General features: G+C 53.9%; 20 protein-coding genes and 2 pseudogenes. 5 read left to right on the top strand and 17 right to left on the bottom strand.

The genetic code is table 11. The features are described from left to right. Positions 1-85 precede the first annotated feature (85 nt). Positions 86-325, top strand: a pseudogene (locus tag QNM96_RS19360) (IS66 family transposase); the annotation flags it as partial. A 9-nt stretch (positions 326-334) separates the two neighbouring features. Here QNM96_RS19360 and QNM96_RS19355 read toward each other — a convergent pair. Together QNM96_RS19355 and QNM96_RS19350 are read right to left on the bottom strand one after the other, a co-directional pair. Further along, on the bottom strand, positions 335-799 hold the full coding sequence (locus tag QNM96_RS19355) for an IS630 family transposase (RefSeq protein WP_283838437.1): 465 nt from the start codon (positions 797-799) through the stop codon (positions 335-337). A 34-nt stretch (positions 800-833) separates the two neighbouring features. After that, positions 834-962, bottom strand: a complete 129-nt coding sequence (locus QNM96_RS19350) for a hypothetical protein (RefSeq protein WP_283838436.1) — start codon at positions 960-962, stop codon at positions 834-836. Between the two features lie 482 nt (positions 963-1,444). Here QNM96_RS19350 and QNM96_RS19345 point away from each other — a divergent pair. Beyond that, positions 1,445-1,738: pseudogene (locus QNM96_RS19345) on the top strand (IS66 family transposase); the annotation flags it as partial. A gap of 43 nt (positions 1,739-1,781) precedes the next feature. On the opposite strand, the gene QNM96_RS19340 reads toward QNM96_RS19345, so the two are convergent. Continuing rightward, a complete protein-coding gene (locus QNM96_RS19340) occupies positions 1,782-2,609 on the bottom strand; it encodes a transposase (RefSeq protein ID WP_283838435.1) in 828 nt (275 codons plus the stop codon). Positions 2,610-3,197: 588 nt separating this feature from the next. Between QNM96_RS19340 and QNM96_RS19335 the strand changes: the two genes are divergently transcribed. After that, the gene (locus QNM96_RS19335) at positions 3,198-4,421 is read left to right on the top strand and encodes a glycosyltransferase family 4 protein (protein WP_283838434.1); all 1,224 of its coding nucleotides are present in this window, start codon (positions 3,198-3,200) and stop codon (positions 4,419-4,421) included. A 77-nt stretch (positions 4,422-4,498) separates the two neighbouring features. Continuing rightward, positions 4,499-6,073 carry an alkaline phosphatase family protein gene (locus QNM96_RS19330; protein WP_283838431.1) on the top strand — a complete coding sequence of 525 codons (1,575 nt, stop codon included), beginning with the start codon at positions 4,499-4,501 and terminating at the stop codon, positions 6,071-6,073. A 3-nt stretch (positions 6,074-6,076) separates the two neighbouring features. Here the strand turns inward: QNM96_RS19330 and QNM96_RS19325 are convergent, their stop codons facing one another. The 3 genes from QNM96_RS19325 to QNM96_RS19315 form a co-directional block, all read right to left on the bottom strand. Beyond that, positions 6,077-7,657, bottom strand: a complete 1,581-nt coding sequence (locus QNM96_RS19325) for a hypothetical protein (protein WP_283838430.1) — start codon at positions 7,655-7,657, stop codon at positions 6,077-6,079. Positions 7,658-8,098: 441 nt separating this feature from the next. Next, complete coding sequence (locus QNM96_RS19320; RefSeq protein WP_283838429.1) at positions 8,099-8,422, bottom strand: glycosyltransferase; 324 nt, start codon at positions 8,420-8,422, stop codon at positions 8,099-8,101. A gap of 442 nt (positions 8,423-8,864) precedes the next feature. Continuing rightward, positions 8,865-9,080, bottom strand: coding sequence for a hypothetical protein (locus tag QNM96_RS19315; protein ID WP_283838427.1), 216 nt, complete (start codon positions 9,078-9,080; stop codon positions 8,865-8,867). 287 nt (positions 9,081-9,367) lie between these two features. On the opposite strand from QNM96_RS19315, the gene QNM96_RS19310 reads away from it, so the two are divergent. Beyond that, positions 9,368-9,589 (top strand): hypothetical protein, encoded by a 222-nt coding sequence (locus tag QNM96_RS19310; protein WP_283838426.1) that lies wholly within the window; start codon positions 9,368-9,370, stop codon positions 9,587-9,589. A gap of 534 nt (positions 9,590-10,123) precedes the next feature. Here the strand turns inward: QNM96_RS19310 and QNM96_RS19305 are convergent. From QNM96_RS19305 to QNM96_RS19255, 11 genes are all read right to left on the bottom strand, one after another. Beyond that, positions 10,124-11,038, bottom strand: coding sequence for a glycosyltransferase family 4 protein (locus QNM96_RS19305; RefSeq protein ID WP_283838425.1), 915 nt, complete (start codon positions 11,036-11,038; stop codon positions 10,124-10,126). Between the two features lie 121 nt (positions 11,039-11,159). Continuing rightward, complete coding sequence (locus tag QNM96_RS19300) at positions 11,160-12,026, bottom strand: polysaccharide deacetylase family protein (protein WP_283838424.1); 867 nt, start codon at positions 12,024-12,026, stop codon at positions 11,160-11,162. Continuing rightward, on the bottom strand, positions 12,019-13,116 hold the full coding sequence (gene wecB / locus QNM96_RS19295) for a UDP-N-acetylglucosamine 2-epimerase (non-hydrolyzing) (protein WP_283838423.1): 1,098 nt from the start codon (positions 13,114-13,116) through the stop codon (positions 12,019-12,021). Before wecB ends, QNM96_RS19300 begins: the two co-directional genes overlap by 8 nt. Continuing rightward, positions 13,113-14,150 (bottom strand): DUF354 domain-containing protein, encoded by a 1,038-nt coding sequence (locus tag QNM96_RS19290; protein ID WP_283838422.1) that lies wholly within the window; start codon positions 14,148-14,150, stop codon positions 13,113-13,115. Before QNM96_RS19290 ends, wecB begins: the two co-directional genes overlap by 4 nt. After that, on the bottom strand, positions 14,150-15,715 hold the full coding sequence (locus QNM96_RS19285; protein WP_283838420.1) for an alkaline phosphatase family protein: 1,566 nt from the start codon (positions 15,713-15,715) through the stop codon (positions 14,150-14,152). The genes QNM96_RS19290 and QNM96_RS19285 overlap by 1 nt, the downstream gene beginning before the upstream one ends. Position 15,716: 1 nt before the next feature. Then, positions 15,717-16,490 (bottom strand): hypothetical protein, encoded by a 774-nt coding sequence (locus QNM96_RS19280; RefSeq protein ID WP_283838418.1) that lies wholly within the window; start codon positions 16,488-16,490, stop codon positions 15,717-15,719. Next, a complete protein-coding gene (locus QNM96_RS19275; RefSeq protein ID WP_283838416.1) occupies positions 16,483-17,535 on the bottom strand; it encodes a glycosyltransferase family 2 protein in 1,053 nt (350 codons plus the stop codon). The genes QNM96_RS19280 and QNM96_RS19275 overlap by 8 nt, the downstream gene beginning before the upstream one ends. Positions 17,536-17,544: 9 nt before the next feature. Continuing rightward, entirely contained in the window at positions 17,545-18,933 is a 1,389-nt protein-coding gene (locus QNM96_RS19270; RefSeq protein WP_283838415.1) for a nucleotide sugar dehydrogenase, read from the bottom strand. Continuing rightward, the gene (locus tag QNM96_RS19265) at positions 18,926-19,912 is read right to left on the bottom strand and encodes a Gfo/Idh/MocA family oxidoreductase (protein ID WP_283838414.1); all 987 of its coding nucleotides are present in this window, start codon (positions 19,910-19,912) and stop codon (positions 18,926-18,928) included. Before QNM96_RS19265 ends, QNM96_RS19270 begins: the two co-directional genes overlap by 8 nt. Beyond that, the gene (locus tag QNM96_RS19260; protein WP_283838413.1) at positions 19,902-20,975 is read right to left on the bottom strand and encodes a DegT/DnrJ/EryC1/StrS family aminotransferase; all 1,074 of its coding nucleotides are present in this window, start codon (positions 20,973-20,975) and stop codon (positions 19,902-19,904) included. The genes QNM96_RS19265 and QNM96_RS19260 overlap by 11 nt, the downstream gene beginning before the upstream one ends. After that, positions 20,975-21,568 carry an acyltransferase gene (locus QNM96_RS19255; protein ID WP_283838411.1) on the bottom strand — a complete coding sequence of 198 codons (594 nt, stop codon included), beginning with the start codon at positions 21,566-21,568 and terminating at the stop codon, positions 20,975-20,977. The genes QNM96_RS19260 and QNM96_RS19255 overlap by 1 nt, the downstream gene beginning before the upstream one ends. Between the last annotated feature and the right edge of the window lie 693 nt (positions 21,569-22,261).

The following is a 22,261-nucleotide window of genomic DNA, read 5'->3' as shown; positions in this document are numbered from 1 at the left end:
AACAGGCGACACGAGACTCTCTGAAGGATGGTATCCACCTGGGAGACCATCCCGTGTCGTCTGATTTCGGCGGAGGTCGTGTCCGATGACTTCCTCTGACAAGCCTGAAGAAACGTTGCTTGAACGTATTACTGCACTTGAGAATCGAGTTGAAGAACACGAACGAGAGAAACTGGAAATACGCGAAGACCAGCAAGAGCTGTCTCAGGAGAATCAGGAGCTACGCAAGGAGAACAAACGGCTCAGGGCCAAGCTTCGCTGGCACGAAGGACCGCACACACCCCCCAGCAAGGAACAATCAAGTACTGATGAGTCGTCGTCCTCGGGCGAGTGATCACTGTAACACCTGAATATCGGGAAGGAAGGTCTCAATCCAGTCAACAGCGAAGCTGAGTCGTTGACTCAACCGGAGAAACCTCTCGGTGAGGAACTCACGGAACTGGTCTTTGCCCTCGAAGATAGTCGGTGAAATTTCGCGTTTGAGATCTTTCCACAGCGGTTCGATCGCGTTCAACGTTGGCGAGTACGGCGGAATGAAGACGAACTCGATACCGAGTTCGTCGGCCCGTTGTTGAGTGAGTTTGGCGTGATGAGAGCCGTAGTTGTCGGCTACGAAAAGAATCCGGCCCCGCGGATTCTGCTCGCGGATCTCTTCGAGTGCCTTGACGATCGTCTCCTTGACCAGCCGCTCTTTGTACGTGATCACGCTGTTCCCAGTCAGCGCGTAGAAGCCAATCGACCGCCACAGCACTGTCACCAGCGTTTTCTCTATCTGAACGGTGCAGTCGTACGACCACATCCGTTGAGAGTTCTCGAATGGTTGTGGCCACGCCTCATCGAAAGAACCCAAAGACGATTGGATCATCCCCCTCTTTCGAACTGTCTCGGTTCTCCTTGCCGAGCGCCTCGATCAGGCGCTCGGCGAGAATCTCTTCAGCGTCGGTGGGACTTCGAGGATCCATCGGTCGTGGCTTCGCGTAGTGCATTCCAGACTCGCGAAGCTTCCGAGCGAGATGCGTCGGATGGTAGGTGACGTCGTAGCGATCCTCGATGAGCGGGTGAATTTCGCGTGGTGTCCACGGCTGGCCGTCCTTGAGAGTGGTACAGATATGAGCCCACTGGAAGGGGTAAGCTTCGGCGGCCGACCGCCGTCGAAGCGTGGGAGAAGCCCCTCTACGCCGCCATCATTCCATGCGCGCGCCCAGCGGCTACTCGTTGGTTGAGAGACGCCAACAGCCTCACCCGCTTGCTGTTGCGTCTTTCCGTCGTAGAGATCCTTGACGAAACAGAGTCGCCGGACGAGACGGGTCTCGCCCACCTTCTGGGCCTCTTCGATTGCCTCGTTCAATTCCGCGTTCGAGAGATGCTCAACGACCTCAAACCGACGTGCTCCCGCCATCACGGTGAATACGCTAGCTACGTATTCATCCGTTGTGCTAATCACTCCGACGAGGACGATGACGAGAACGCTCGTACTGACGGTGGTACACCTGGTCGAAAGCCCGGACATGACGCCGAATGGCGCTCTGCACCTGATCCAGACGAGGAAGTTGAGGTTACCTGCGATTGCTGTCCGCAGTGTGGTGAGGATCTTGACGAGTCAGTGGGCGTCAGCCCACGACTCGTCGAAGAGATCCCTGATCTACAACCCCCCGAGACAACCCAGTACAACCGCCACTGCTACGAGTGTACTTCTTGTGAGTCTGAGACTGTTGCTTCACAACCCGACTGCCCCAATAGTACCTCAGAGTGCTGTGTTGAATTGCCATAGGGCGCGGTGATCAGAGTGGTTCACAGAGTTGTTCGATGTTCGAGACGGCGAACTTTATAACGATCTCGCGGAACTCTCGATACCAGAAGTGCGCTCGCACGGCGGAGCCGAGCGAGCGCTTGACTGACGAGTACGATGTCTCAGCCATCCAGCGCTGCGAGTACCCGGCGTCCCGGACCAGAGCGTTGTGACCGACTATCTCCGGCGTCGATCCCTGGCTGAGAACGAGCGGATCGACATCAAGCGTGTAGAATTCGAGCCTGTTGATCCAGCTGTGGAACGCTTTGTCGGCGGCGACCGACAGCAGGTCGTCCGCCGGAACGCGGACGACCTGCGGGCCAGCCTTCACATCGTGCTTCCAGTGAATCGAACACTGAACATCCAAGACAGCAAGCGATTCCGTATCGGTAAGTGTCGTTACCTTCAGCTTCTGTATGTCCCGATCCGATCGTTGGAGGTAGTTCTTTGAGGCGTATCCGCGTTCGAAGAACGTACTATCGAGGGCAACATGGCCGGATTGCGGGTGTTTCTCCGCGGAAACGCGGAGTAACGCTCGCCAGACAGTCATATCGAGCCGATCGAACGACTTGTAGATGGTGCTGTAGTCAGGAACATCATTGAGCGGAAGTTCGAGGATTTCACGAAGGTCGCCGAAACACCGCAACCGATTCTCTGTTTCCCGGTAGCTGTGGTCGTCGACGAGGCGATAACAGTGAATGACGACGTGTTTCCAGCGGGCGAGTCCTCCTTCGGCGGACTCGCCCGCGGCCTGCCCCAACGCTTGTTTAGCTAGCCGCTTACAGTTCTTCATGAAGTCGAGAAAATCGACCTCTACCATATCGATTTTTCTCAGCTTCAACTCAACAAGTCTTGCGAGCTATCCTGTCGCCGTCCCCCAATTCAACACGGCAGTCAGCGCAACGTTTGAATACATCGTCGTCGAGACCGGGATCGACGGGATGAGGAAACGCAGTTTGCAGACTTGGGGCGTTCAAAGGTTACGCCAATCACTCAAGACGGGTTCCCCGTAAACGATCCCAATGCTTGTTTTGCCAGCCGTCGACAGTTTCAAGCGAAGTCAAGGAGATTGGTTGCCATAACGCCCTCTTTTCGATGTCACCTCGGTACCAAGCACAGCCTAGGCTCCGACGATGTCGTCCATATTCAATAGAGCACCTTCTACTGACAAGATAGATATCTTTTGTTTTTGATGGCTCATATCCACCGTAGGCGGTAGTCAATCGAAGGGTTGGATTTCTCCGATGACGTAGCACTATTCTACATAGCCAGCCAGTTACTGAAGCGGTCACTTGTTAGACTGTTAAGCCAAGGAGGCTCACTTTGATCTTCCAATGGGTTCTCGGGTAATCAACCGCACACACTCGAACCCGATAGCCTTTTTTCAATTTAGACTAACGGACTATCAATGTGTGCTGACGTAGCCTTCATCCCAGTTGACCGTCCTGGTCACGAAGGATCTGGCTCAGTTCGGACATCCTCACTCCTGATCGAACATCTGTCAAAATTTCACGATCTGAGCGTTTACGTGTTCTCGACCAGCGAAGTAGACTACTCGAAGTTTCCAGCTACGGAAAGAGTGGACTACAAAATTGAGTGCGGAATACCGAAGTATCCCGAACCCAAGTCAACTGTAATTCAAGCAATTCGATCTGAAATCCCTAATCTCGAAGAGCACGATCTCGTTCATTCATACGGGACGAACGGAGTAGTAGGTTTGTCTGAACTATCCACCCCCTCGATAGTGACACTCAACGCATACGGACCCGTTTGCCCAAAGAACGACCTTATGTGGCACGGGAAGAAGAAGTGCGCTGGATCCTCTACGGTGAAGTGTACGGAGTGTGCTTTGACTAGTACGGTTTCCGAGAGAGGATTCTCGATGCGACTTCTCAAGGACACCTATAAACGGATATACAGAATCAACGTTGTAAAGAGAATGAAACGAAACCTCGATCGAATCAATCAGTATCATGCACTGTCCCCTCACATTAAGACCGATTTCTCAACACATGGAGTCGACAGCGAGAAGATAACTGTTATCCCACATTTTTACGACGAAAGATTCGCCACACCACTCAATAATAATGAATTAGAGAAGGGCATAGAATTGTTGTACGTCGGATCTGTGAAAAAGCAAAAAGGAGTTCAGATTCTTGTCGAGGCGATGTCCCAGATCGTGAATTCAATTCCCAACATACGTTTGCGCGTCGTCGGAAACGGTCCGTATCTGGATACAGTACAGCATCGGGCAAGAGAACTGGGTGTCGACCAACACATCGTTTGGGAAGGACACATTGAACACCCGAATTTGCCGGAAGTTTACGAAAATGCCGACATCTTCGTGTACCCAGGGTTGTGGGACGAGCCGTTCGGTCGAGTCCTCCTAGAAGCATTGGCGTCGAAAACTCCCATCGTCGGTTCTGACGTCGGAAGCGTCGACTACATCATCGGTGATGCCGGGATTACCTTCGAAGCTGGAAATCCATCCTCACTCGCCACCGCAATTCGTGACCTCGTGAATAGTTACGACGAACGAGCCTCCACCATCGACGAACAATTAAACAACTTCGAACGGGAAAACGTATTAGATGAATTTAATACACTCTACGAACGCATTCTTCCGGAATAATCGTGAGTGTTGGCCGGTTAGCATTCCTATACCGGATTCCATAATAAATTTGGTCGCTGAATAGAGTATACCTCCTGATGGAGCACTCGGTAGTAGATCGGTCGTTCGTATTGGGCATCGATGGCGTACCCTGGGATTTACTCTCTCGGTGGGCTCAAAGCGGAGAGCTGGAGAACTTTCAACGCCTCTTCGAATCGGGAACTGCTGGCCCGCTTGAGAGTACAGTCCCGCCGACGACGGCGCTCGCGTGGCCGTCGATTGCTACGGGAGTCAGACCCGACAAACACGGAATTTACTCCTTTCGAAAGCTAACCAAAGACCACGAGAATACGATCAACACGAGCAACGACGTCGAGCAGCCGCCGCTATGGGATCTCTGTTCACCCTCCATCGTCGCAAACGTTCCGATGACGTATCCAGCCCGATCAATCGACGGACAGATGGTGACGGGGATGATGACTCCAGGGAGGGACGAAGGGTTCACTCACCCCACCGAACTGGCGGGCGAGATCGAAGAAGATATTCCGGATTACGAGATCGGTCTAAGCTGGCTGGACTACCACGACAGAGAGGACGAGTTCCTCGAGGATCTATCCGATCTCCTGGCCGCCCGTCGGTCGTTGATGCGGCACCTGATGGAAACTGATGAGTGGGAACTGTTCTTTTTCGTGTACACAGAACCAGATCGCCTGCAACACCTCATCTGGGACGAAGAAGTCATCCTCAACCACTACAGGGAACTCGACGCCATCCTCGGCGAGGTTCTGGAGTACGTGAACGAGCACCATGCGAACCTGTTCGTCGTTTCCGACCACGGTTTCGGACCGATTTCAAAGTACGTTTACGTGAACACGATCCTGGAGGAGGCAGGCTTGATGTCGCGAAAAGACTCAAGTGGATCCAGAAGCGCACTCGAACGCGTCGGTCTGAGGAAAGATCGGGTGCGTGGAATGCTCCAGAAAGCCCGGTTGGAAAAAAGCCTGCTGGCAGCACTCCCTGATCCGATCGTCAACAACGTCGCCAGTAGGATCCCCGGTGAACACAAGCTGTTCGACGTCGATTTCGCCGATACGAAGGCCTTCTCGTACGGCTACGGCGGCGTGTACGTCAACGACTCCGAACGATTCGAGAATGGCTTCGTCGATTCGTCCGAGCGTACCGCAGTCAAGGAAGAGGTGAAGGTCTCGCTGAACGAGTTTGCTAACTCCCGCTCACCATCCCCCATTTCCGTGTACGACGGAGCGGACGTGTATCCCACTGACCCCGACGCGCCGGACCTTGTGGTCGTCGGCAACGATGAATATGAGGTGAAAACGAGTCTCTCGGAATCTCCCGTCACCGATTCGGGTGAGAAGGCGGGGAGCCATCACAGCGAAGGCGTCTTCCTCGCCACGGGTCCAAACGTCGAACGGGGGAAACGCATCGAGGGCGCGACCGTGTTTGACGTCGTCCCGACGCTACTCCAGAGCCGCCTCGACCCGCTCCCGGCGGAACGCGACGGCGAAGTACTCGATATCTTCGAGCAGACGTCGCAACCAGCAACTGAAGATCCCGAGGAGGAGAGCTACCGACCCGATAACGAAGTGGTGAGTTATTCGGAGGAGTTCGACGATGTCGAAGACCGTCTGAAGGGACTCGGATACATCGAGTAGTGCTTATCCAGCCGTGTCAGCGGGCTGGACCAGGTACAGGTCGAACCCACCGTTCGACTGTACCTTGTTGATCTGGGGTTCGTTTTCGAGGTACGCGAAGTCATCGTGAGTGAAACGCAGTCCTCGGTAGATACCCGGATCGCGCTCCCGGTCCGCACCCGTCACTCCGAGATAGACCGGTTCGTCGAAATACTCGGGTAATTGATGGTCGTTGAAGTGGTCTGGAACGCCCCCTCGCCGCTCCCCCTCGCGGTAATAGTCACGCCGGTCCTGCTCGGCACCCCCGTTGATTGCGGTTCCGTACCTGCTCGCAGATGACCGGACGTGATCGTACGAGATTTCGGCGTGCCCGTATTCGAATGCGCGTTCGTACCCATCCATCTGTGACTCTGGAACGTGGCCCGTGGTCTGGTAGATGTACGGTGAGGGGAAGACGACGAGCATAGAGAGCAAGAGCAACGAGAGGACGACGACGACCGAGAAAGACCGACCTCGAGCTCGCCCGAATCGTTGTTCAAGTATCATTGACCCGCGCCCGAGGACGGTTGCACCCATGATGGTCACGATCACCATCATGAACCCGAAGTGTCTGAAGTACTGAGACGTGAGATCGCCAACGATGTAACCGATGAAGAGACCGGTAACCGCAACGAAGCCTGGGATGAAGTATAGTAACAGGGTTCGACTATCCTGGGGAATTGACGTAACAATTCCACGAAAGCGACCGGTTCCCGGGAGTCTGACGACATCGGCAGTGACGGCGAGCGCTACCGCCCCAGTGAGAATGCAATAGAGGAGTGCAACGAGGAAAAGCTTCAGAAACACCTCTTCCAGACTTCCACCGATCGCTCCCAGCGAAACGCCCCGACTGGTGACCTGGGTCGCAGTTCCTGTGTCAACCAGTAACGAAGTGATGAATGCACCGAGCGAAGACTCGAACGCAGGAAGTCTAATAGCCCACAACCAGAACAGTAGGCCGAAGATGACCGCCACCGGGAGGACGAATGGTCCTAGTTGAAGCCCGACGTAACGCCAGCCGATTGTGTGTAGTAGTTGTATGGTCGCTATCGTGCCAAAGAAGATGACGAAGTTTGCAGCCTGCTGAGGGTGGAGTAACACGAACATCGCCGCCGCGAGAAGGATCATGATAACAAATCGCCTGTCCGACCGCCGGTAATACCCGACGAAGAGATAGACAATCGCGGCTGCGAACATTACCGCCTGGCTCGCCGGATGGGGTTGCATATTAGTACCAAGAAAATTGAGTTGTAGAAGTAGAAGTCCCGAAAACGCTCCCACGAGTACGATTCGTTCGTTCGACGTCAGTTCCTTGAGCGTCAGTGGAATGAAAACGAAGAACGTGACGACGAAGACGACGACGAACAGGAGCAATGATTCAGTTACTCCCATTCCAGTGATATCGCTACTAATCGCACTGAGTGTATGTATGACGGGATATCTGATCTCAAGCATCGAAATATTCCCCCAAACGATGTCCCGAGTTGCGCCGAGGTGAGAAAGTGCGTCCGCCTCGCCGAGATAGTAGTAGCTGCGTACGAGCGGGAGTGCCACCACGGCCGTCATTGAGACCCCTCCGAGTAGGAGTCCGAGTTTCCGGACCACTCCCGCTCTGGACGTGAAGGCGATTACGACAGAGACAGTGAAAGCGGTGATACAGCTAATCCAGAAAACCGTTGGTGTGCCAGAATAGATCGATAGTTCGTATCCCGTCGCTGGTTGGGAGTAAGCGACGATCGTCCCGGAACCGAGTGCTCCAAACCCCAGAATCAGCCACAGACGCAGATCGAATGCAATCCGAGATACCACGTGCTTGTCTGTTATCTACGGGGCAGACATAATGGTTCCTGTTCAACGGCTCTGAGCTTGGTGCCCCAGCTGTCGATTATCCAAGTGCGCTCTGATACACGCCGAGAAGCTCTTCGCCCATAGTGTCGAGGCTAAGGTCCGTGGCGTGCTCTCTACCGCTTGAGCGACGGTCGCTGGCCAACACGTCACCAATGCGTCTCACGAGCTCGTCTTCGGAATCGCATACGAAGCTGTTATTGACCCCCTCGAGGCGATCGCGGATTCCGCCAACGGGGCTGTTGAGACTACTGGAAGGTTACAGGCCATCGCTTCCTTGACCGAGTTGAGAAAGCCTTCTCGGTGAGAGGTAAGCAACAACGCGTCGGCGGCGTTGATGTACAGTGGGACATCCTCGTGATCGACTCCGTATACGACCTGCAGTTCGGCCGATTTTGACGTCTCCTCTTTCACCTGGTCGACGACCTCCTCAGCGAGAGGATGGTTTTTGACGGTCCGCGACGGATCGTAAGGGAAACAGCACATGCTTCTTCGTCGAACCCCATCCAACGGCGGCTTGGGCCGTTTCCTAGTCCATGGGTTCGAATTTCTCCATATCGATACCATGTGGGATGACATGTGCCTCGGTGCCAAGATCCGCCTGCATTTCCTCGCTCATCACAATAACCTCGTCGCTAAGTGGCGGTCCAAGCCTGAACTGACGGGTGAAATCGAGGGCGTGTTCCCGATTTCACTCATCAGTCGACGCTTGGAACGGTACTAGACAATATTGATGCCGGTACGGTCGTGATTAGTGCCGACCACGGAGAAGTATTCGGTGAATGGGGGGTTTATTGGCATCTCGCCGGCGTCTCACACCCAAAACTCAAGCACGTGCCATTGGTCACAGCAACAGCCAGCGACAGCGGGGAGTACGAGCCGACTTTGGAATCTAGCAAAGAGCTAAGCAAAACAGCTGAGTGTAGCTTCAAGTCAGAATCTGTATATCCTCTTCAACCTCGATTGGGTAGAGTTGGCGTTGCTTGATCCGGGCGTCGTCAGTAGTAAACTGCCAGTCGATTGGGCGATTGGTCGTGTTTCGACGCCTTTGCCACGCAGCGACCTCCGCTCGGAGGGTCGCTGCGTGATAGATCCGGCGATCAAGGCACTGTCGTTTGAGGACGCCGATCTCAATTTTGGCCATATTCAGCCAGCTTCCTCTCTTGGGTGTGTAGTGAAACTAGAATCGATCAAGATACGCTTGAGCATAATCTGGTGGAAAGAACCGGCAGAAGGCAGCAGGCTTGTGGGTATTGAGTTGATCCATCACAACCCGGATGCGGCTGCATCCGGGTTGTGAACATCTGCGAGTTCGACCATTCGGTCAATCCATTCTGTTGTCCGCCTTTTCTCGGTAATTTCGACGTTCACCCAGCCAGTCAGCGGTTCTGTCGAGAGGTGTATTCGCTGTTTCCCGTTGCGTTTGTAGCGGTGATCGGAACGAGCGACCGCTCCCGGCCGGGCCGGGAGCGGCTCGCGTTCGTGTCCTCGGAGAGCCTTGCTAGATTCGTCAAAACAGATGACTGGGCGGTTATCGTCGTACGGTTCGTGGTAGAGGTTGAGAACATCTTCCATGTGGTAGACGAAGTCAGCGACCTGTTCTGGTGGTATCTCCCAGTAGCTGGAGAGATGCGGTTTCAGGGCGTTTTTTAGATGCTGTCGGACGGCCTCGTGAGAGATCGACTTGAGTCGATCTCGTCGAGGGTAACGAGTTCGTCAGCAAGGAGGTGGAGTGTCTAGCGTGAATGGCACTCTGGCCGTTCGCTACAGGCGAGTTTGATGAGGTGGCTTCAGCGTTGCCGTCAGGCTTGCGTTCGTACTCACGGTCAGGCTGGTGGCGATGAATCGCCGTGAGTCCTCGTTCGGTGTATTCTTTGCGCGTGTTGTGGACGGTTTGGGGATGACAGCCGACGTGCTCACTGATTGCTGCATCAGTGAGTCCGTCGTCGGCTTTCAGAAGGATACGTGCACATGTGTTAGCTTGCGACCTCCGTTCACCGGTGGAGGTGAACCATTCGAGCGTCTTACGGTCTTCGTCGCTGAGCTCAACAATGTACTTCTTCGCTCCCATTTGGTAAGAGACGCGCTCAGAGAAGATCGGTTAGACGTTCACTGTTGAAGCTACACTGAGCAGCACCTCAAAGACTTGGGTTACAAAATGTAACAATAGTCGAATCGCCAGTCAAGCTATTCAAGCGCGTATTCGTAGACGCGTTTTATTTCCTTGCCCATCTGTGTGAGGGTCAGCCCCATCTCACGGATAGTATTTCTTCCATCCGACCGTTCTTCTGCTCGTAGAGTTTCTACGAGATTTTGTGCGAGTTCATCGTTCGTCTCACAGGCTGCCGACGGTGAGACGTTTTCGAGCAAATCCCAAATGTCCCCTACGTCGGTCGCAATTACCGGAAGGTTACAAGCCATCGCCTCTTTAACCGTATTGGGTGACCCTTCGCGGTTAGACGTGAGAAGCATCACGTCGGCAGCATTCATATACAGTGGCACCTCTTCGTGATCGATACCGTACAGTACCTGCAGATTCACGGGTTCCTCAATAACATCACGAACGCGATCGACGGTCTTCTCTGCTAGCGGGAAGTTTTTCACTTGCCTCTCGGGATCATAGGGAAACAGGATGTGTTTCTCATCAGTTTTCCAGCCGATTTGGCGGCACGCATCAGTCTTCGAGGCTGGACTGAACCGTTTCAAGTCGACGCCGTGGGGGACAACATGTGCATCACAGGAGAGGAGGCGCTCCATCTCCTCGCTCATCACAATGACCTCGTCACAATAGCAAGCGAAGCGTTGTGACATATCACCATACTTTCCCATCAGATCCGATCCCCAGAGAGTCAATACAACAGGCCTACTGGGTTGGAGGAGAGCGAGGGGTGTGATGACGCCATAGCTTGCGTGAACGACGTCAAACTCCCCAAACCCTCTCTTCAAGACACGTGGATAGGCCTGCAGATATTCAAGGGGAGACCGTTCTCCGGGATTACCAGGTAACGCGACGATTTCGTTCGTGACGCCGTGACGTTCCAGTGCTCGTACTTGCTCCTCGAAAAATGGCCGTCGCGTCGTGACTACCTGTAGGCTTTTCATTGTACGGACGATCTATAGACGCCGGAGTACGAACCGACGAAAGGAAGTTTCAGGCCTGGCTGTGGATACTGTACGTGGTCAAAACATCCTGACGTATTCGCGTATGTTTGTGATTTTATTATCATCGTTCTATCTGAGTACAGTCGTATGCTTCTGCAATTGGGCCAACCCACGCCCCCATCTCAAGTGCACTAGTGATCAGATACCTATACAATTCCTTATATCCGGGGAAGTCTCGTTCGTTGAATACACGTGGGTGCCACAGTGCAGCCACAATTGCTTCGCATTCCGAGGCACGATGGAGTAACCGATCGATCTCGTGTTTCACCGAGTCCACATCCAGATCTCCACCGAAGAGTGCAACTTCCATCAACGTCAGTGGAAACACTGTGAACTCATCATCGAACGGTCGAATGGTGTTGTATCCGTTCTGGAAGCCGTATTTACTACTCGAGCCGAGGCTCGCATCGTACTTTAATCCGATTTGTTGGTGATACTCCCACGTCTTGGGGCGGTTGAGGTTCAGATAGTGCTGTCTCCCACCGATTACGTCGTGGCCGAGAATGTCCTCGAGTGTCTCTTTTTCGTAACGTAGCCGCTTGAGGTTGTTATAAGACTCATAGGAGCCGTGAAGACCAACTTCCCAACCACCTCGGTCTAACGTCTGGATTACGTCGACGATTTCGTCGTCAGTAATGTTGTACCGGCCAGTAAAGAGCTTCCAATTATTCGGTTTTATCCACTCACGTGGGCCCTTGTCTCGAAACAGGTTCTTCTCATTTAGGAAGTAAAACGACGACCGTACTCCTAGCTCCTCCTCGAGTTCCATGATTTCCTCAAACTGCCAGTACGGACGATCGGAACTCACGAGCGACTTCAAATGTGACAGATCATGCTCTTTCAGAGCATAGTACGGTGCTTGAAATGTTTTATAAGGCCGATCGACGTCGTGTGTAAGACAGAGTGTAAACTCATAATCCTCAAACATCTTCGACAGCCTCCATATGTTTCTCGCCGATGTACTCCGTAAGCACCGATACGATCGCTTCCGCAGCTGTTCCATCACCATACGGAGTGGGCTTCTCTTCGAGATAGCGATTCACGCGAAGTTCCTTCTCGATCTGTTCTTGATTCGCTCCAACCAACACGTTCCATCCGCTCTCGACGGTTTCGATCCATTCCGTCTCATCGCGCATCGTAACACACGGAGTGTCGAGATAGAACGCCTCCTTCTGGACACCTCCTGAATCAGTTGCAACCCGCTCTGACGCATCGATTAGTCGGACGAAGTCCAGATAGCCAACTGGATCGATTGCCTCGAATTCCGACGTTGCTCGCCCCCACATCTCGTACTTTCGAAGCCGATTCTCGGTGCGTGGATGAACTGGCAAGACGACGGGAAGCGGTGCGTTCGACAGAGCGTCGACGATGGATTCGAGTCGATCAGGATCGTTGGTATTGCCGGCACGGTGGACCGTCGAAAGGATAAACTCACCCTCCCCGATGCCAACGCGCTCGAGCACATCCGATTCGTCTTCGGCAACGTCTCGACCCCAAAGAATCGCATCGTACATCACGTCACCGACGACGTGAACGCCATCGTTGATCCCCTCCTCAACGAGTGTCTCGGCGGCCGACTCACTGGGCGGAAACAACAAATCTGACGCGTGGTCGGTCAACACTCGGTTAGTCTCCTCGGGCATTTCCCCGTTGTAACTCCGCAATCCGGCTTCGATGTGCGCGACGAGTGGATCGATCTTCGACGCCGCAATTGCACCGGCGAGCGTCGAGTTCGTGTCACCATAGAGTAACACGACGTCGGGTTCTTCAGTTTCGATGATCTCTTCGATTCCCTCGAGCATCGCGGCTGTCTGCCGGCCGTGGCTGTCAGACCCTACGCCTAGGTTGTAGTCCGGTTCGGGGATCCCGAGCTCGTCGAAGAAAACATCAGAAAGCTCCTCGTCGTAGTGCTGTCCAGTGTGGACGAGAATTTCGTTATGATTGGGACGGAGTTCCTTGGAGACTGCGAAGGCTTTGATAAACTGTGGACGGGCCCCAACGATTGACACGACCTTCATCGAACCGCCTCCAGAATCCGATCCATTATATACTCTGTCACGTCGATTCGATCCTTGACGAGATTTTGCCGGCGCTTTTGCCACTTCGCCTGAAGCGCTGGCTCCTCGATCCACTCCGTTGCAATCTCGATTGCCTCGTTCTCGTCGGAGGTCGACCGCAGCAGTCCATACTCTTCCTCTAGATTGACGAAATTACTCATATCTCCTTCTTTTGCAAACGTGTTCGATCGGACGGCAGGTGTGCCAAGCACGGCGGCTTCCGTTGCCATTGTCTGTGAATCACCCACGTACAAGTCCGCATAGTACAGCAGGTGATGGACCGCCTCTGGTGGGACCGGAAGTCGGTACGATTCGAATTCTGGCGGGAGTTCTGATTCGGACGTAATGTACACTTCCCCGTGCTCGGAAAGCCTCGACACGAGTTCTTCCTTTCCAACTTTCGAGAACCCTCTCTGATTGACGTCATGATGAGCATCCCACGAGACGAATCGGAGGACGGAGTAGGTTTCGTCGACGTCAATCCCATACTCTTCGAGAAGACTTGCATCGGGTTCGAATTGGTTTGGATGAAGGTACGCGAGTTCGTGGAATCCATCGTATCGTTCTTGCTTGTCTCCGAGATTATGGTCGAAGTTCGAAGGCGTACATACGACATCGGCGAACGGATGGGTGATCCTGCCTGCAAATCTGACGATCTCGCTGTCGTCGAAGACGATGCTCGGACACCGGGCGATCACCGACGCGTGAGCGGCCGGTGGATTGAGCCGACTAACGATAACGTCGGGATCGAACGAAAATACGGCCGACATCATCCTCGCTTCTCGAATGACCCATTCCGTTACGAGTGTGACTTTGCTCTCACCTTTCGCTGAGATCGGTGTATGATCAATTCCGTACGCATCAAGAAGGTCGGTAGTCAGGTCTTTTTTACGGGAAGTTACAGTGACCGCGTGGCCTTCTGATTGGAGCCGTTCTATTGTGTGTTTAAACAGGTGCACGTGTGCTGGATGCGATACGTCGAATAGTACCCGCATTACTCTAGATAACCAAGATCTTCGAGTCGTTGTTCGACATCGTCGGTACTCCGATCCTCAGCCGTTCGATCCGCCCCGAGTGGCGGCTGAGTTTCAACTGAACGCTCCGATCCGATAGAGCCTTCGTCGAAAACGTCGAGGACCTCCCCGTCCATATCGCCAGGAACCGAAACTCCCATCGAATGCAAAATCGTCGGTGCGAGGTCTACGATCCGTGCTTCTTCGGTCAGCCCGCGGTCCTCGAAGCTAGGGCCGCTCATCAGGAACACACCCTCGGGCATATTTCCTCCCTTCCAGACACCACTCGAACTGTACCAGCTTTCTGGACCGATGGCATCGCTAGTGTGAACGCCGTTGGCCTGATCCAGGAGAAGGTCGGGTGCGTTCTCGGCGTATTCCCCTGAGTAGTACTCTTCCCCCCGGTAGACCCCTCGGACCAGAGGATCCTTCGTCTCCGGATGAGCTACCGATTCGAGTTCCTCGATCAATTCGTCGCGGAGTAGTTCGTATTCCTCTTTGTCGTCTGCAGAGAGATAAATCGGCCCCTGGTTGCTCGCGACGGCTTTCGTCTCTTCCCAGTCGATGACCGACAGGATCCGGTCCCGCTTGACACCCTCTTCCCACGGGACGATCCTCTGGACCCGCTCGGGAACCACAGTACTAAGCAGTTCGACGATCCCAAGTCGCTTCGCGACCGAGAGGGCTCGTTCACGAGTGAATCCCAGTGTTCGGAGTGTCTCGTCGATACTGCGGTCGACGCTCAGGTAGCCATTTTCGACGAGCCAGACATTGATGTAGAAGACCGCATCGACGTAACACGTTCCGTGGTCCGACATGACTATGATGTCGTGACCTTTGTCGAGGAATCGTCCGATTTCCTCGTCGATTTGCTGCCACGCACGATACACTGGCTCGTCCCTCCAAAAGTAGTGCTGGAGGGCCATGCTGTAGAAGACGGTGAGGTGGAGGAAGTCCGGGTCTTCCCGGTCGAGCAAGCGGTCTGCGGCCTCGAATCTGAGCGAGATCAGATCGAGGACTGCTTCCACCTCCTCCTCTCCCTTCTCGCTCGGAGAGATCATTGGTTTGGGATGGACCTGATAATCCAGCTCTTCTCTGAGATAGTCCTCCGCGTCGTCAGGACTCGCAAATCCCGATCCAAGCGATCGGTATTCGGATTCCGACGCGTCCGGACCGCCCGCGACGACGAACCCGTCGATCGATTTCGGTGGATAGGTGGACGGCTTGTTGATGACGCCGGCCGTGTATCCCTCCTGATTCAGGTAGTCCCACAGCTCCGCACTCTTGAAGTCGGTCGCATCGTGGAAGACGTGCTCACGTGCTTCGGTGTCGATCTTGTCGAACCGGAAGACATCGAGCTTACCTGGGTTCTTTCCCGTGGAGTAACATTTCCAGTTGGGAACGGTCAGCGGCGGGAGACAACTCCGAGACCTTCCGCCGACGCCCGATTCGATTAACTGCCCCAGGTTCGGAAGCTCTCCGTCCTCAATCCACTCGTCTAGCAACGTCCAGTTAGCCCCATCAAGGCCGATTACTATCGTTGTCATGTTAACTTACCAGATTGATTCCGCTTTTTCCAAGGTTGATCGACATATCTTTGAACCGCTCCGCGAGATACTCTGGGAAATTGTCTGCCCAGCGGTTTGGGTGACTGAGAAGGCATCCACGCTGAAACCTCTTGGACTCGACAAGATTAATCAGTTCCCGTGTTGTATCCGCATGGAATCTCTTCTCGCTTTCTCCAACCGTGTGGTCCTTGATTTTCAACGCGCCGTCTTCCCACGTCCGACCAGTATCCGAGAAGTAAGTCACGTCGACGAAGTCCATTGAGAGGTACGCCTCGCCGAGCAGGTCATACTCCTCAAAGCCACGAATTCCGTCCCACATGTCGCGATTGTCGTGGGGCGTTAGCGGGTTGCCGTGCATGCACACGGTGTCAATCGTCGCGTGCTCGCGAAGTTGTTCCAGATGGTCACGGAACGACTCGTGGGCCTTGGCCACGTTCCCGTCGCCTCGGTCCATGTCTTCGTAGTGGTAACCGATCTCGTGGCCCAACTCCTCGATTTCTCGGATCATTTCAGGTTTGAATGTCTTATCTATCGTCCGGAAGTAGTACGTGCTCGGAACATCATACTTGGCTTCGAGTCGTGCCATTGCCAACGAGTTCTCAGGCTTACGATCCACGTCGTGGCGGTGGATAATGAACTGATCCGGTAACTCGTTTGCCAAGAGATACTCTCGAACCGTCAGATGCTCATATCCGGCATCCAGTCCCGCCTGTAACAACTCCTCGTAAATTTCGAACGTAAAGTCTCTAGTCACGAATCTGCACCTCTTTGCTCTCGTTGACCTGCATGTCGAACAACATTGCAAACATGAGGAACATACTCCCCATCGTGAACAACATCATACTCGAGGAGGCTCGCACGAACAATGCGTCCCCGAGTACGAACTTTGCGTACAGCGACCAAATACCACCGAACACGCCAAACAGCGCCGTTACTGCGCCGATATAGTAAAACAACGCCAGCGGATGGAAGTCCAACACGAGGTACTTCGTCTTCAGTCGCCAGAGGAAATTCCGCAACAACATCCCCGAGACCCTCCGAATGTACGTCGAGTACTTGATCGAGGACTCCTCGTCACCGTACACAGCAGGCATTGCGACATCAGCCACGCGCATTCCCTTGGCGTTTAACTTCACCAGCAGATCGTTACAGTACCCGTAGTACTCGTACATGTTATCAATACCGACATTGTCCAGCGCATAGTACGAGATCGCGGCATAGCCGTTCTGGGGATCCATCGTCTTCCAGTAGCCCGAGGAAATCTTCGTCAAGAATGTCAAAATCGAGTTCCCGAAGAAGCGCCACTTCGACATCCCCGTACGGTACTCTTTGTACAACAACCGATTCCCCTTCGTGTAATCTGCCTTGTCCTCGACGATTGGATCCAGGAACTTGTACAGAATGTCTGGATCCATCTGGCCATCACCACCCATCACAGCGGTAATATCGATCTTGTCCTCGAGGGAGCGCTTGTATCCCGTTTTAATCGCCCCACCAACACCACGGTTCTCATCGTGTTGAATAGGAACAACACGACGATCAAACGCGACACCACCGTCAGTCGCAATCGGCTGTTTTCGATCACTCGTCACGTGATCCTCGTCATAGTGGACCGTCGTTGACTCTTCGTTAGCCCGCTCGGCGTACCGTTGCACCTCGTCCCACGTTCCATCAATCGAACAATCGTCGACGACGTAGACGCGGTCGACGTACTCGGGCATTGTATCGATTACCTCGCCAATGAAGCCTTCTTCATTGTACGCCGGCACGACGACACCGATCGTATGTTCTCGATACATCAGACCAACTCACCTATCATAGCCACTTCCAATCGTGTACCGCACTGACTCGAGGTCACTATCCTCGAGTGTTCCTCGCCCATCGATCACAACAGACAGGTCGTTATCCAAACTCTGAATGTCATCCCAATTGAACCCATCGAACTCCTCGTGTGGCGTCACAAGGACGACGGCATCGGCTCCGACCTCCGTGATGCCCTCGAGATCGATCTGCCGAAGGTCAAACTCCTCGACCGAGTCCAACATGGGATCGACACCGTACACGTCTGTCCCTGCCTCCGACAGTTCCGAAGCGATCCGGATCGATGGCGACGCCCGAATCTCTTCGACACCCGGCCGGTAGGTCAATCCGAGAATAACCACCGTCGCTCCCTCAATCGACTTCCCTTCACGTTTCAACCCTTCTCGAACTTTCTCGACGGTAAAGTACGGCATCGAATCGTTCACTCGCCGAGCTGTCTCGAGCAACGGCGACTCCGTCTCGAAGGGGTCGATCAGGAAATACGGATAGTACGGAATACAGTGACCACCAACACCCGGTCCGGGATCATGAATATCACAGAACGGCTGTGTGTTCGCCGTATCGATCGCCTCGTTTACATCGATCCCTAACTCGTCGGTAAACCGCGCCAACTCGTTTGCCAACGCGATATTCACGTCCCGATACAGCCCCTCGAACACTTTCACGGACTCTGCCGTCGTTGTATCCGACACCGTCAACACGCCCTCTGAATTGATCTCTTCATACACGAGCTTTGCCGCCCGCGTACTTTCCTCATCCACGCCACCGACGACCTTCGGATAGGCTCCACGGATATCCTCGAGGGCGCGCCCACTTGATGTCCGCTCGGGGCAAAACGCCACCCCAAACTCACCAATCTCCAGCCCAGAGACTTCTTCTAACCGCGGCAACACACGCTGTTCGGTCGTCTGCGGTGGGACCGTACACTCGATAAGCACCAGATCACCTTTCTCGAGCCCGTGCCCAACATCTTCGACCACAGCATCCAGAATCGCCAGATCGGGCTCTTTTGCATCAGTGATCGGTGTCGGGACAATCACCACATGCACAGACGCCTGCGAAGCCGCCTCACGTGGATCCGTCGTGGCCCCAAGCGCTCCATCGTCGACCACGTCAGCAACTAACTCCTCGAGCCCAGGTTCACGCTTGACGTGACAGCCACCATCATTCACTGTTTCCACCACGTCAGGATCAATATCCGCGCCAATAACGTTCCCAGCGACATCAGCAAACACCGACGCCAACGGCAACCCCATCTTTCCGAGTCCGTACACTGCAACAGGAATATCACCATTCACGAAGGCATCACGTTGCGCAACCGTTCCGGCCGACACGTTATACAGCGATGGAACCGTCTCGCCAATTGATTCAGTCATCGGCGACCACCTCTGGTGTCGTTTCCGCTAGTCCTGCCTCCTCAATCTCGAGTGCAACAGAAAGGGCATCAAGTCCGTCCGCAACGGTTACCGCAGGCACACGATGTTCATCGACGGTAGTCACGAACGACTCGAGTTCCTTCTGCAATGGCTCCCCGTTCGAAATCTGGGGGCGCTCGACAATACTCTCGTGTTTGAAGCGAACATCGCCGTTTTCCTCGATATACTCTGGCACTGAGTTCCGGTGAATCTCAATCGATTGATCGAGATAATCTAACTCGATGAAACACTCTTCAGCCGTAATCTCGAGCATCCTCACTTTTCGCTGGGTCTTCCGGCTGGCAGTCAGTGATGCCATCGTCCCACCGTCGAACTCGAGCAGTGCAGTCGCATGTTTATTCTCGTCGACGCCGACGCCATTGACTGCGACGAGATCCTCCTCAAGCAACGATAACACGATATCGATATCGTGAATCATTAGGTCCAGAACCGCACTATCCTTGATTTCCCGCCCAGGCGGCGGCCCAAGTCGCTGTGCTCGAACACTTACAACAGACAGATCAGCGATAATCTCCTCGAGGGCACTCACAGCAGGATTGAACCGCTCGATATGGCCGACTTGAACGGGAACATCGGCACGTTCGACACGCTCCTGTAACTCCGAAGCTCGCTCGAGCCCACCAAGGACTGGTTTCTCGACGAACGTCCCAACGTTGGCGTCGAGACAAGTCGTCACCGTCTCAAAATGGTACTCCGTCGGAACGACGACAGAGACGGCATCGACAGCGTCCAGTAACTCCGCACGATCCAGTACAGCAGTACCGTGTTTGTTCGCAACTGTCCGTGCTTGCTCGTCGTCGACGTCAGTAACTCCCACGAGGTTCGCCTGCGGAAGCTCACTATACACACGCGCGTGATGTTGACCCATTGAGCCAACACCAAGAACGCCAACGTCGATCTGGTGGTGTTCAGGATTCATAGTCGTTGATCACCTCGATGATCCGTTCGAGATCGGCCGCGGATACATTCGGATGCACAGGAATCGAAAGCACCTCGGCGGCAGCAGCCTCTGCCTTCGGTGCCGAACACGTCACACCCGAGTACGCTGGCTGATTATGGATACAGGTCGGGTAGTAGATTCCAGAACCGATATCGTGGTCATCGAGAGACGCAATGAGTTCATTGCGATCGTCAGTCCGAACCGTGTACTGGTGATACACGTGGTTCGTCTCTGCTGGTTCGACTGGACACGTCACCACGTCGTTCGAAATCCCTTCAGTCAACCGCGCTGCGTTCGCCCGCCGTTGTTCAATAAACGACGGTAAACGCTCGAGTTGTACTCGTCCAATTGCTCCCGCAATCGAGGTCATTCGAAAGTTGTGACCGACGGCTGAATGCGCGTACGAACCTGTTCGACCATGGTTGATAAACTGGGAAACCTGTTCAGCTAGGTCCTCATCATCTGTCGTAACCATTCCACCTTCGCCAGTGGTCATGTTCTTCGTTGGATAAAACGAGAAACACCCGACGTCACCAATTGAGCCAACACGATCACCATCGTACGAAGCACCATGTGCTTGTGCAGCGTCTTCGATCAGTGGCACCTCGAGATCGTCTGCTAAGTCACGAAAGACATCCATTTCGGCCGGCAATCCGTACAGGTGAACGACAATGATCGCATCAATATCCATCTCCCGAGCAACATCCCAAGCCGAATCCGGATCCAAGTTATAGGTTACAGGATCAATATCCGCAAACACTGGCTCCGCACCGGCAAGTCGAATCGCGTTCGCCGTCGCGATAAACGAAAACGGCGTCGTCAAGACACGATCTCCAGCACCGATTCGGAGTGCCTCTAACGTTGCATGCAACGCCGTCGTTCCATTGGATGTTGCAACTCCATGTGCTGTCTCACAATACTCAGCAAATTCGGCTTCGAACTCACGGACTTCAGGACCATCCGCAAGCATTCCACTGTCGAGGATGCTCTCGACACGGGCTTTTTCCTCACTGCCAAGCGCTGGATCTGCAATTGATACCATTAAATCTCGTTCTCTCCCTGAAGTCGGTCAGGTAATTGACTACATTGTGCGGGTGCACCGATGGCCAATGTTTCTTCGGGTACGTCTTCGGTGACGACAGCACCAGCTGCAATGAACGATCCACGACCAATGGTCACATCAGGCAGTACAGTCGCGTTCGCACCGACGGAAACGTGATCCTCGAGTGTGGGGCCCTTCAAATCGACATCTTGCCGAACTGGGTAGGGATCATTTGTCAATACCGTATGTGGCCCACAGAATACGCTGTCGCCGATTTGGGTATGTGATGGAATATAGACGCCCGTCTGGAGACTAACGTGTGAGCCGATCGTCGACCGTCCATCGATTACCGTCTTTGTCCCAACTAAAACGTCATCACCAATCTCGGTCAGTTCACGAACCAGCGCATCATGGCCCGTGGAGAATCCATCGCCGATTACGACATCATCATAGATAATCGTCCCCGGTCGGATTGTTGCATCATCCCCAATCACTGGTGGACTCGAATCGCCGTCGTACTCGTAGCCGACAGTAGTCCTCGCATCCCCCTTCCACTCAGTTGCAGATTTCGTCTTCCGTGTCGAATTACCCATTATTGGATACACCAACTACGGCATACTTCAGTTATTAACTACTGTTAAGAGGATATACAAATAGGTATTGGTTGGAACATCCACCAACCCTAATGACGATCCGTGAAGTACCCCGCGAACGGTGGCGCGGAGCGTCCGTGTTTTGTCCCGCACTGCCAACGCAACGGACTTTAATTCCCCTCGACCTTCCCCGTATAGGGATCGGCTGGAATTAACACCCGAACCCACAAGAGGTCCGTGAGGGCCGGGGCCTCCACCAGCCCCCGACAACTCCCGTCTCACCGCCGTGGCGGGTTTTGAGAGGAGCCGCATTTCCAAACTTACCGAACAACCAGCGAAGGAATTGTGGTCTTCAATTCCATACTTTGAGGGTTGTGTTCTGGTCGTTATCTCTTGATAAGCCATGTGGTTTAATAAAAGCAAGGGGCTGAACGCGCTTCACCCCCGACTATGGTGGGTCGGGAGTACTCGCGCTACTTAACTTATAGAATAACTCAGAGTGAGAAAATTCCATCTGCTCGAAGTCTGAACCAACAGCAATCACAGCGGTCAACATCAGGAAGCTTATCCAGCCGTAACACCTCATCTCCGACAGTATGTGGCCACTTGGACACGCTGCGGTTGGGTATCTCGGCTCTGTTGAAATCCTCTTCTTTAGAGACCTATTCACGTGAATCTACTGTACACTACACG

It is taken from the genome of Halostagnicola sp. A-GB9-2, from assembly GCF_030068615.1.
Taxonomy (GTDB): Archaea; Halobacteriota; Halobacteria; order Halobacteriales; family Natrialbaceae; genus Halostagnicola.
Note: the sequence above shows the minus strand (reverse complement) of the source record. Positions and strands in the feature narration are given on the sequence as shown.

Bases quoted from the DNA above. Each gene is read 5' to 3' on its own strand.
- QNM96_RS19355 (WP_283838437.1), bottom strand. From the start codon at position 799: ATGTGGTCGTACGACTGCACCGTTCAGATAGAGAAAACGCTGGTGACA.
- QNM96_RS19350 (WP_283838436.1), bottom strand. From the start codon at position 962: ATGGATCCTCGAAGTCCCACCGACGCTGAAGAGATTCTCGCCGAGCGC.
- QNM96_RS19340 (WP_283838435.1), bottom strand. From the start codon at position 2,609: ATGGTAGAGGTCGATTTTCTCGACTTCATGAAGAACTGTAAGCGGCTA.
- QNM96_RS19335 (WP_283838434.1), top strand. From the start codon at position 3,198: ATGTGTGCTGACGTAGCCTTCATCCCAGTTGACCGTCCTGGTCACGAA.
- QNM96_RS19330 (WP_283838431.1), top strand. From the start codon at position 4,499: ATGGAGCACTCGGTAGTAGATCGGTCGTTCGTATTGGGCATCGATGGC.
- QNM96_RS19325 (WP_283838430.1), bottom strand. From the start codon at position 7,657: ATGACGGCCGTGGTGGCACTCCCGCTCGTACGCAGCTACTACTATCTC.
- QNM96_RS19320 (WP_283838429.1), bottom strand. From the start codon at position 8,422: ATGTGCTGTTTCCCTTACGATCCGTCGCGGACCGTCAAAAACCATCCT.
- QNM96_RS19315 (WP_283838427.1), bottom strand. From the start codon at position 9,080: ATGGCCAAAATTGAGATCGGCGTCCTCAAACGACAGTGCCTTGATCGC.
- QNM96_RS19305 (WP_283838425.1), bottom strand. From the start codon at position 11,038: ATGAAAAGCCTACAGGTAGTCACGACGCGACGGCCATTTTTCGAGGAG.
- QNM96_RS19300 (WP_283838424.1), bottom strand. From the start codon at position 12,026: ATGTTTGAGGATTATGAGTTTACACTCTGTCTTACACACGACGTCGAT.
- wecB (WP_283838423.1), bottom strand. From the start codon at position 13,116: ATGAAGGTCGTGTCAATCGTTGGGGCCCGTCCACAGTTTATCAAAGCC.
- QNM96_RS19290 (WP_283838422.1), bottom strand. From the start codon at position 14,150: ATGCGGGTACTATTCGACGTATCGCATCCAGCACACGTGCACCTGTTT.
- QNM96_RS19285 (WP_283838420.1), bottom strand. From the start codon at position 15,715: ATGACAACGATAGTAATCGGCCTTGATGGGGCTAACTGGACGTTGCTA.
- QNM96_RS19275 (WP_283838416.1), bottom strand. From the start codon at position 17,535: ATGTATCGAGAACATACGATCGGTGTCGTCGTGCCGGCGTACAATGAA.
- QNM96_RS19270 (WP_283838415.1), bottom strand. From the start codon at position 18,933: ATGACTGAATCAATTGGCGAGACGGTTCCATCGCTGTATAACGTGTCG.
- QNM96_RS19265 (WP_283838414.1), bottom strand. From the start codon at position 19,912: ATGAATCCTGAACACCACCAGATCGACGTTGGCGTTCTTGGTGTTGGC.
- QNM96_RS19260 (WP_283838413.1), bottom strand. From the start codon at position 20,975: ATGGTATCAATTGCAGATCCAGCGCTTGGCAGTGAGGAAAAAGCCCGT.
- QNM96_RS19255 (WP_283838411.1), bottom strand. From the start codon at position 21,568: ATGGGTAATTCGACACGGAAGACGAAATCTGCAACTGAGTGGAAGGGG.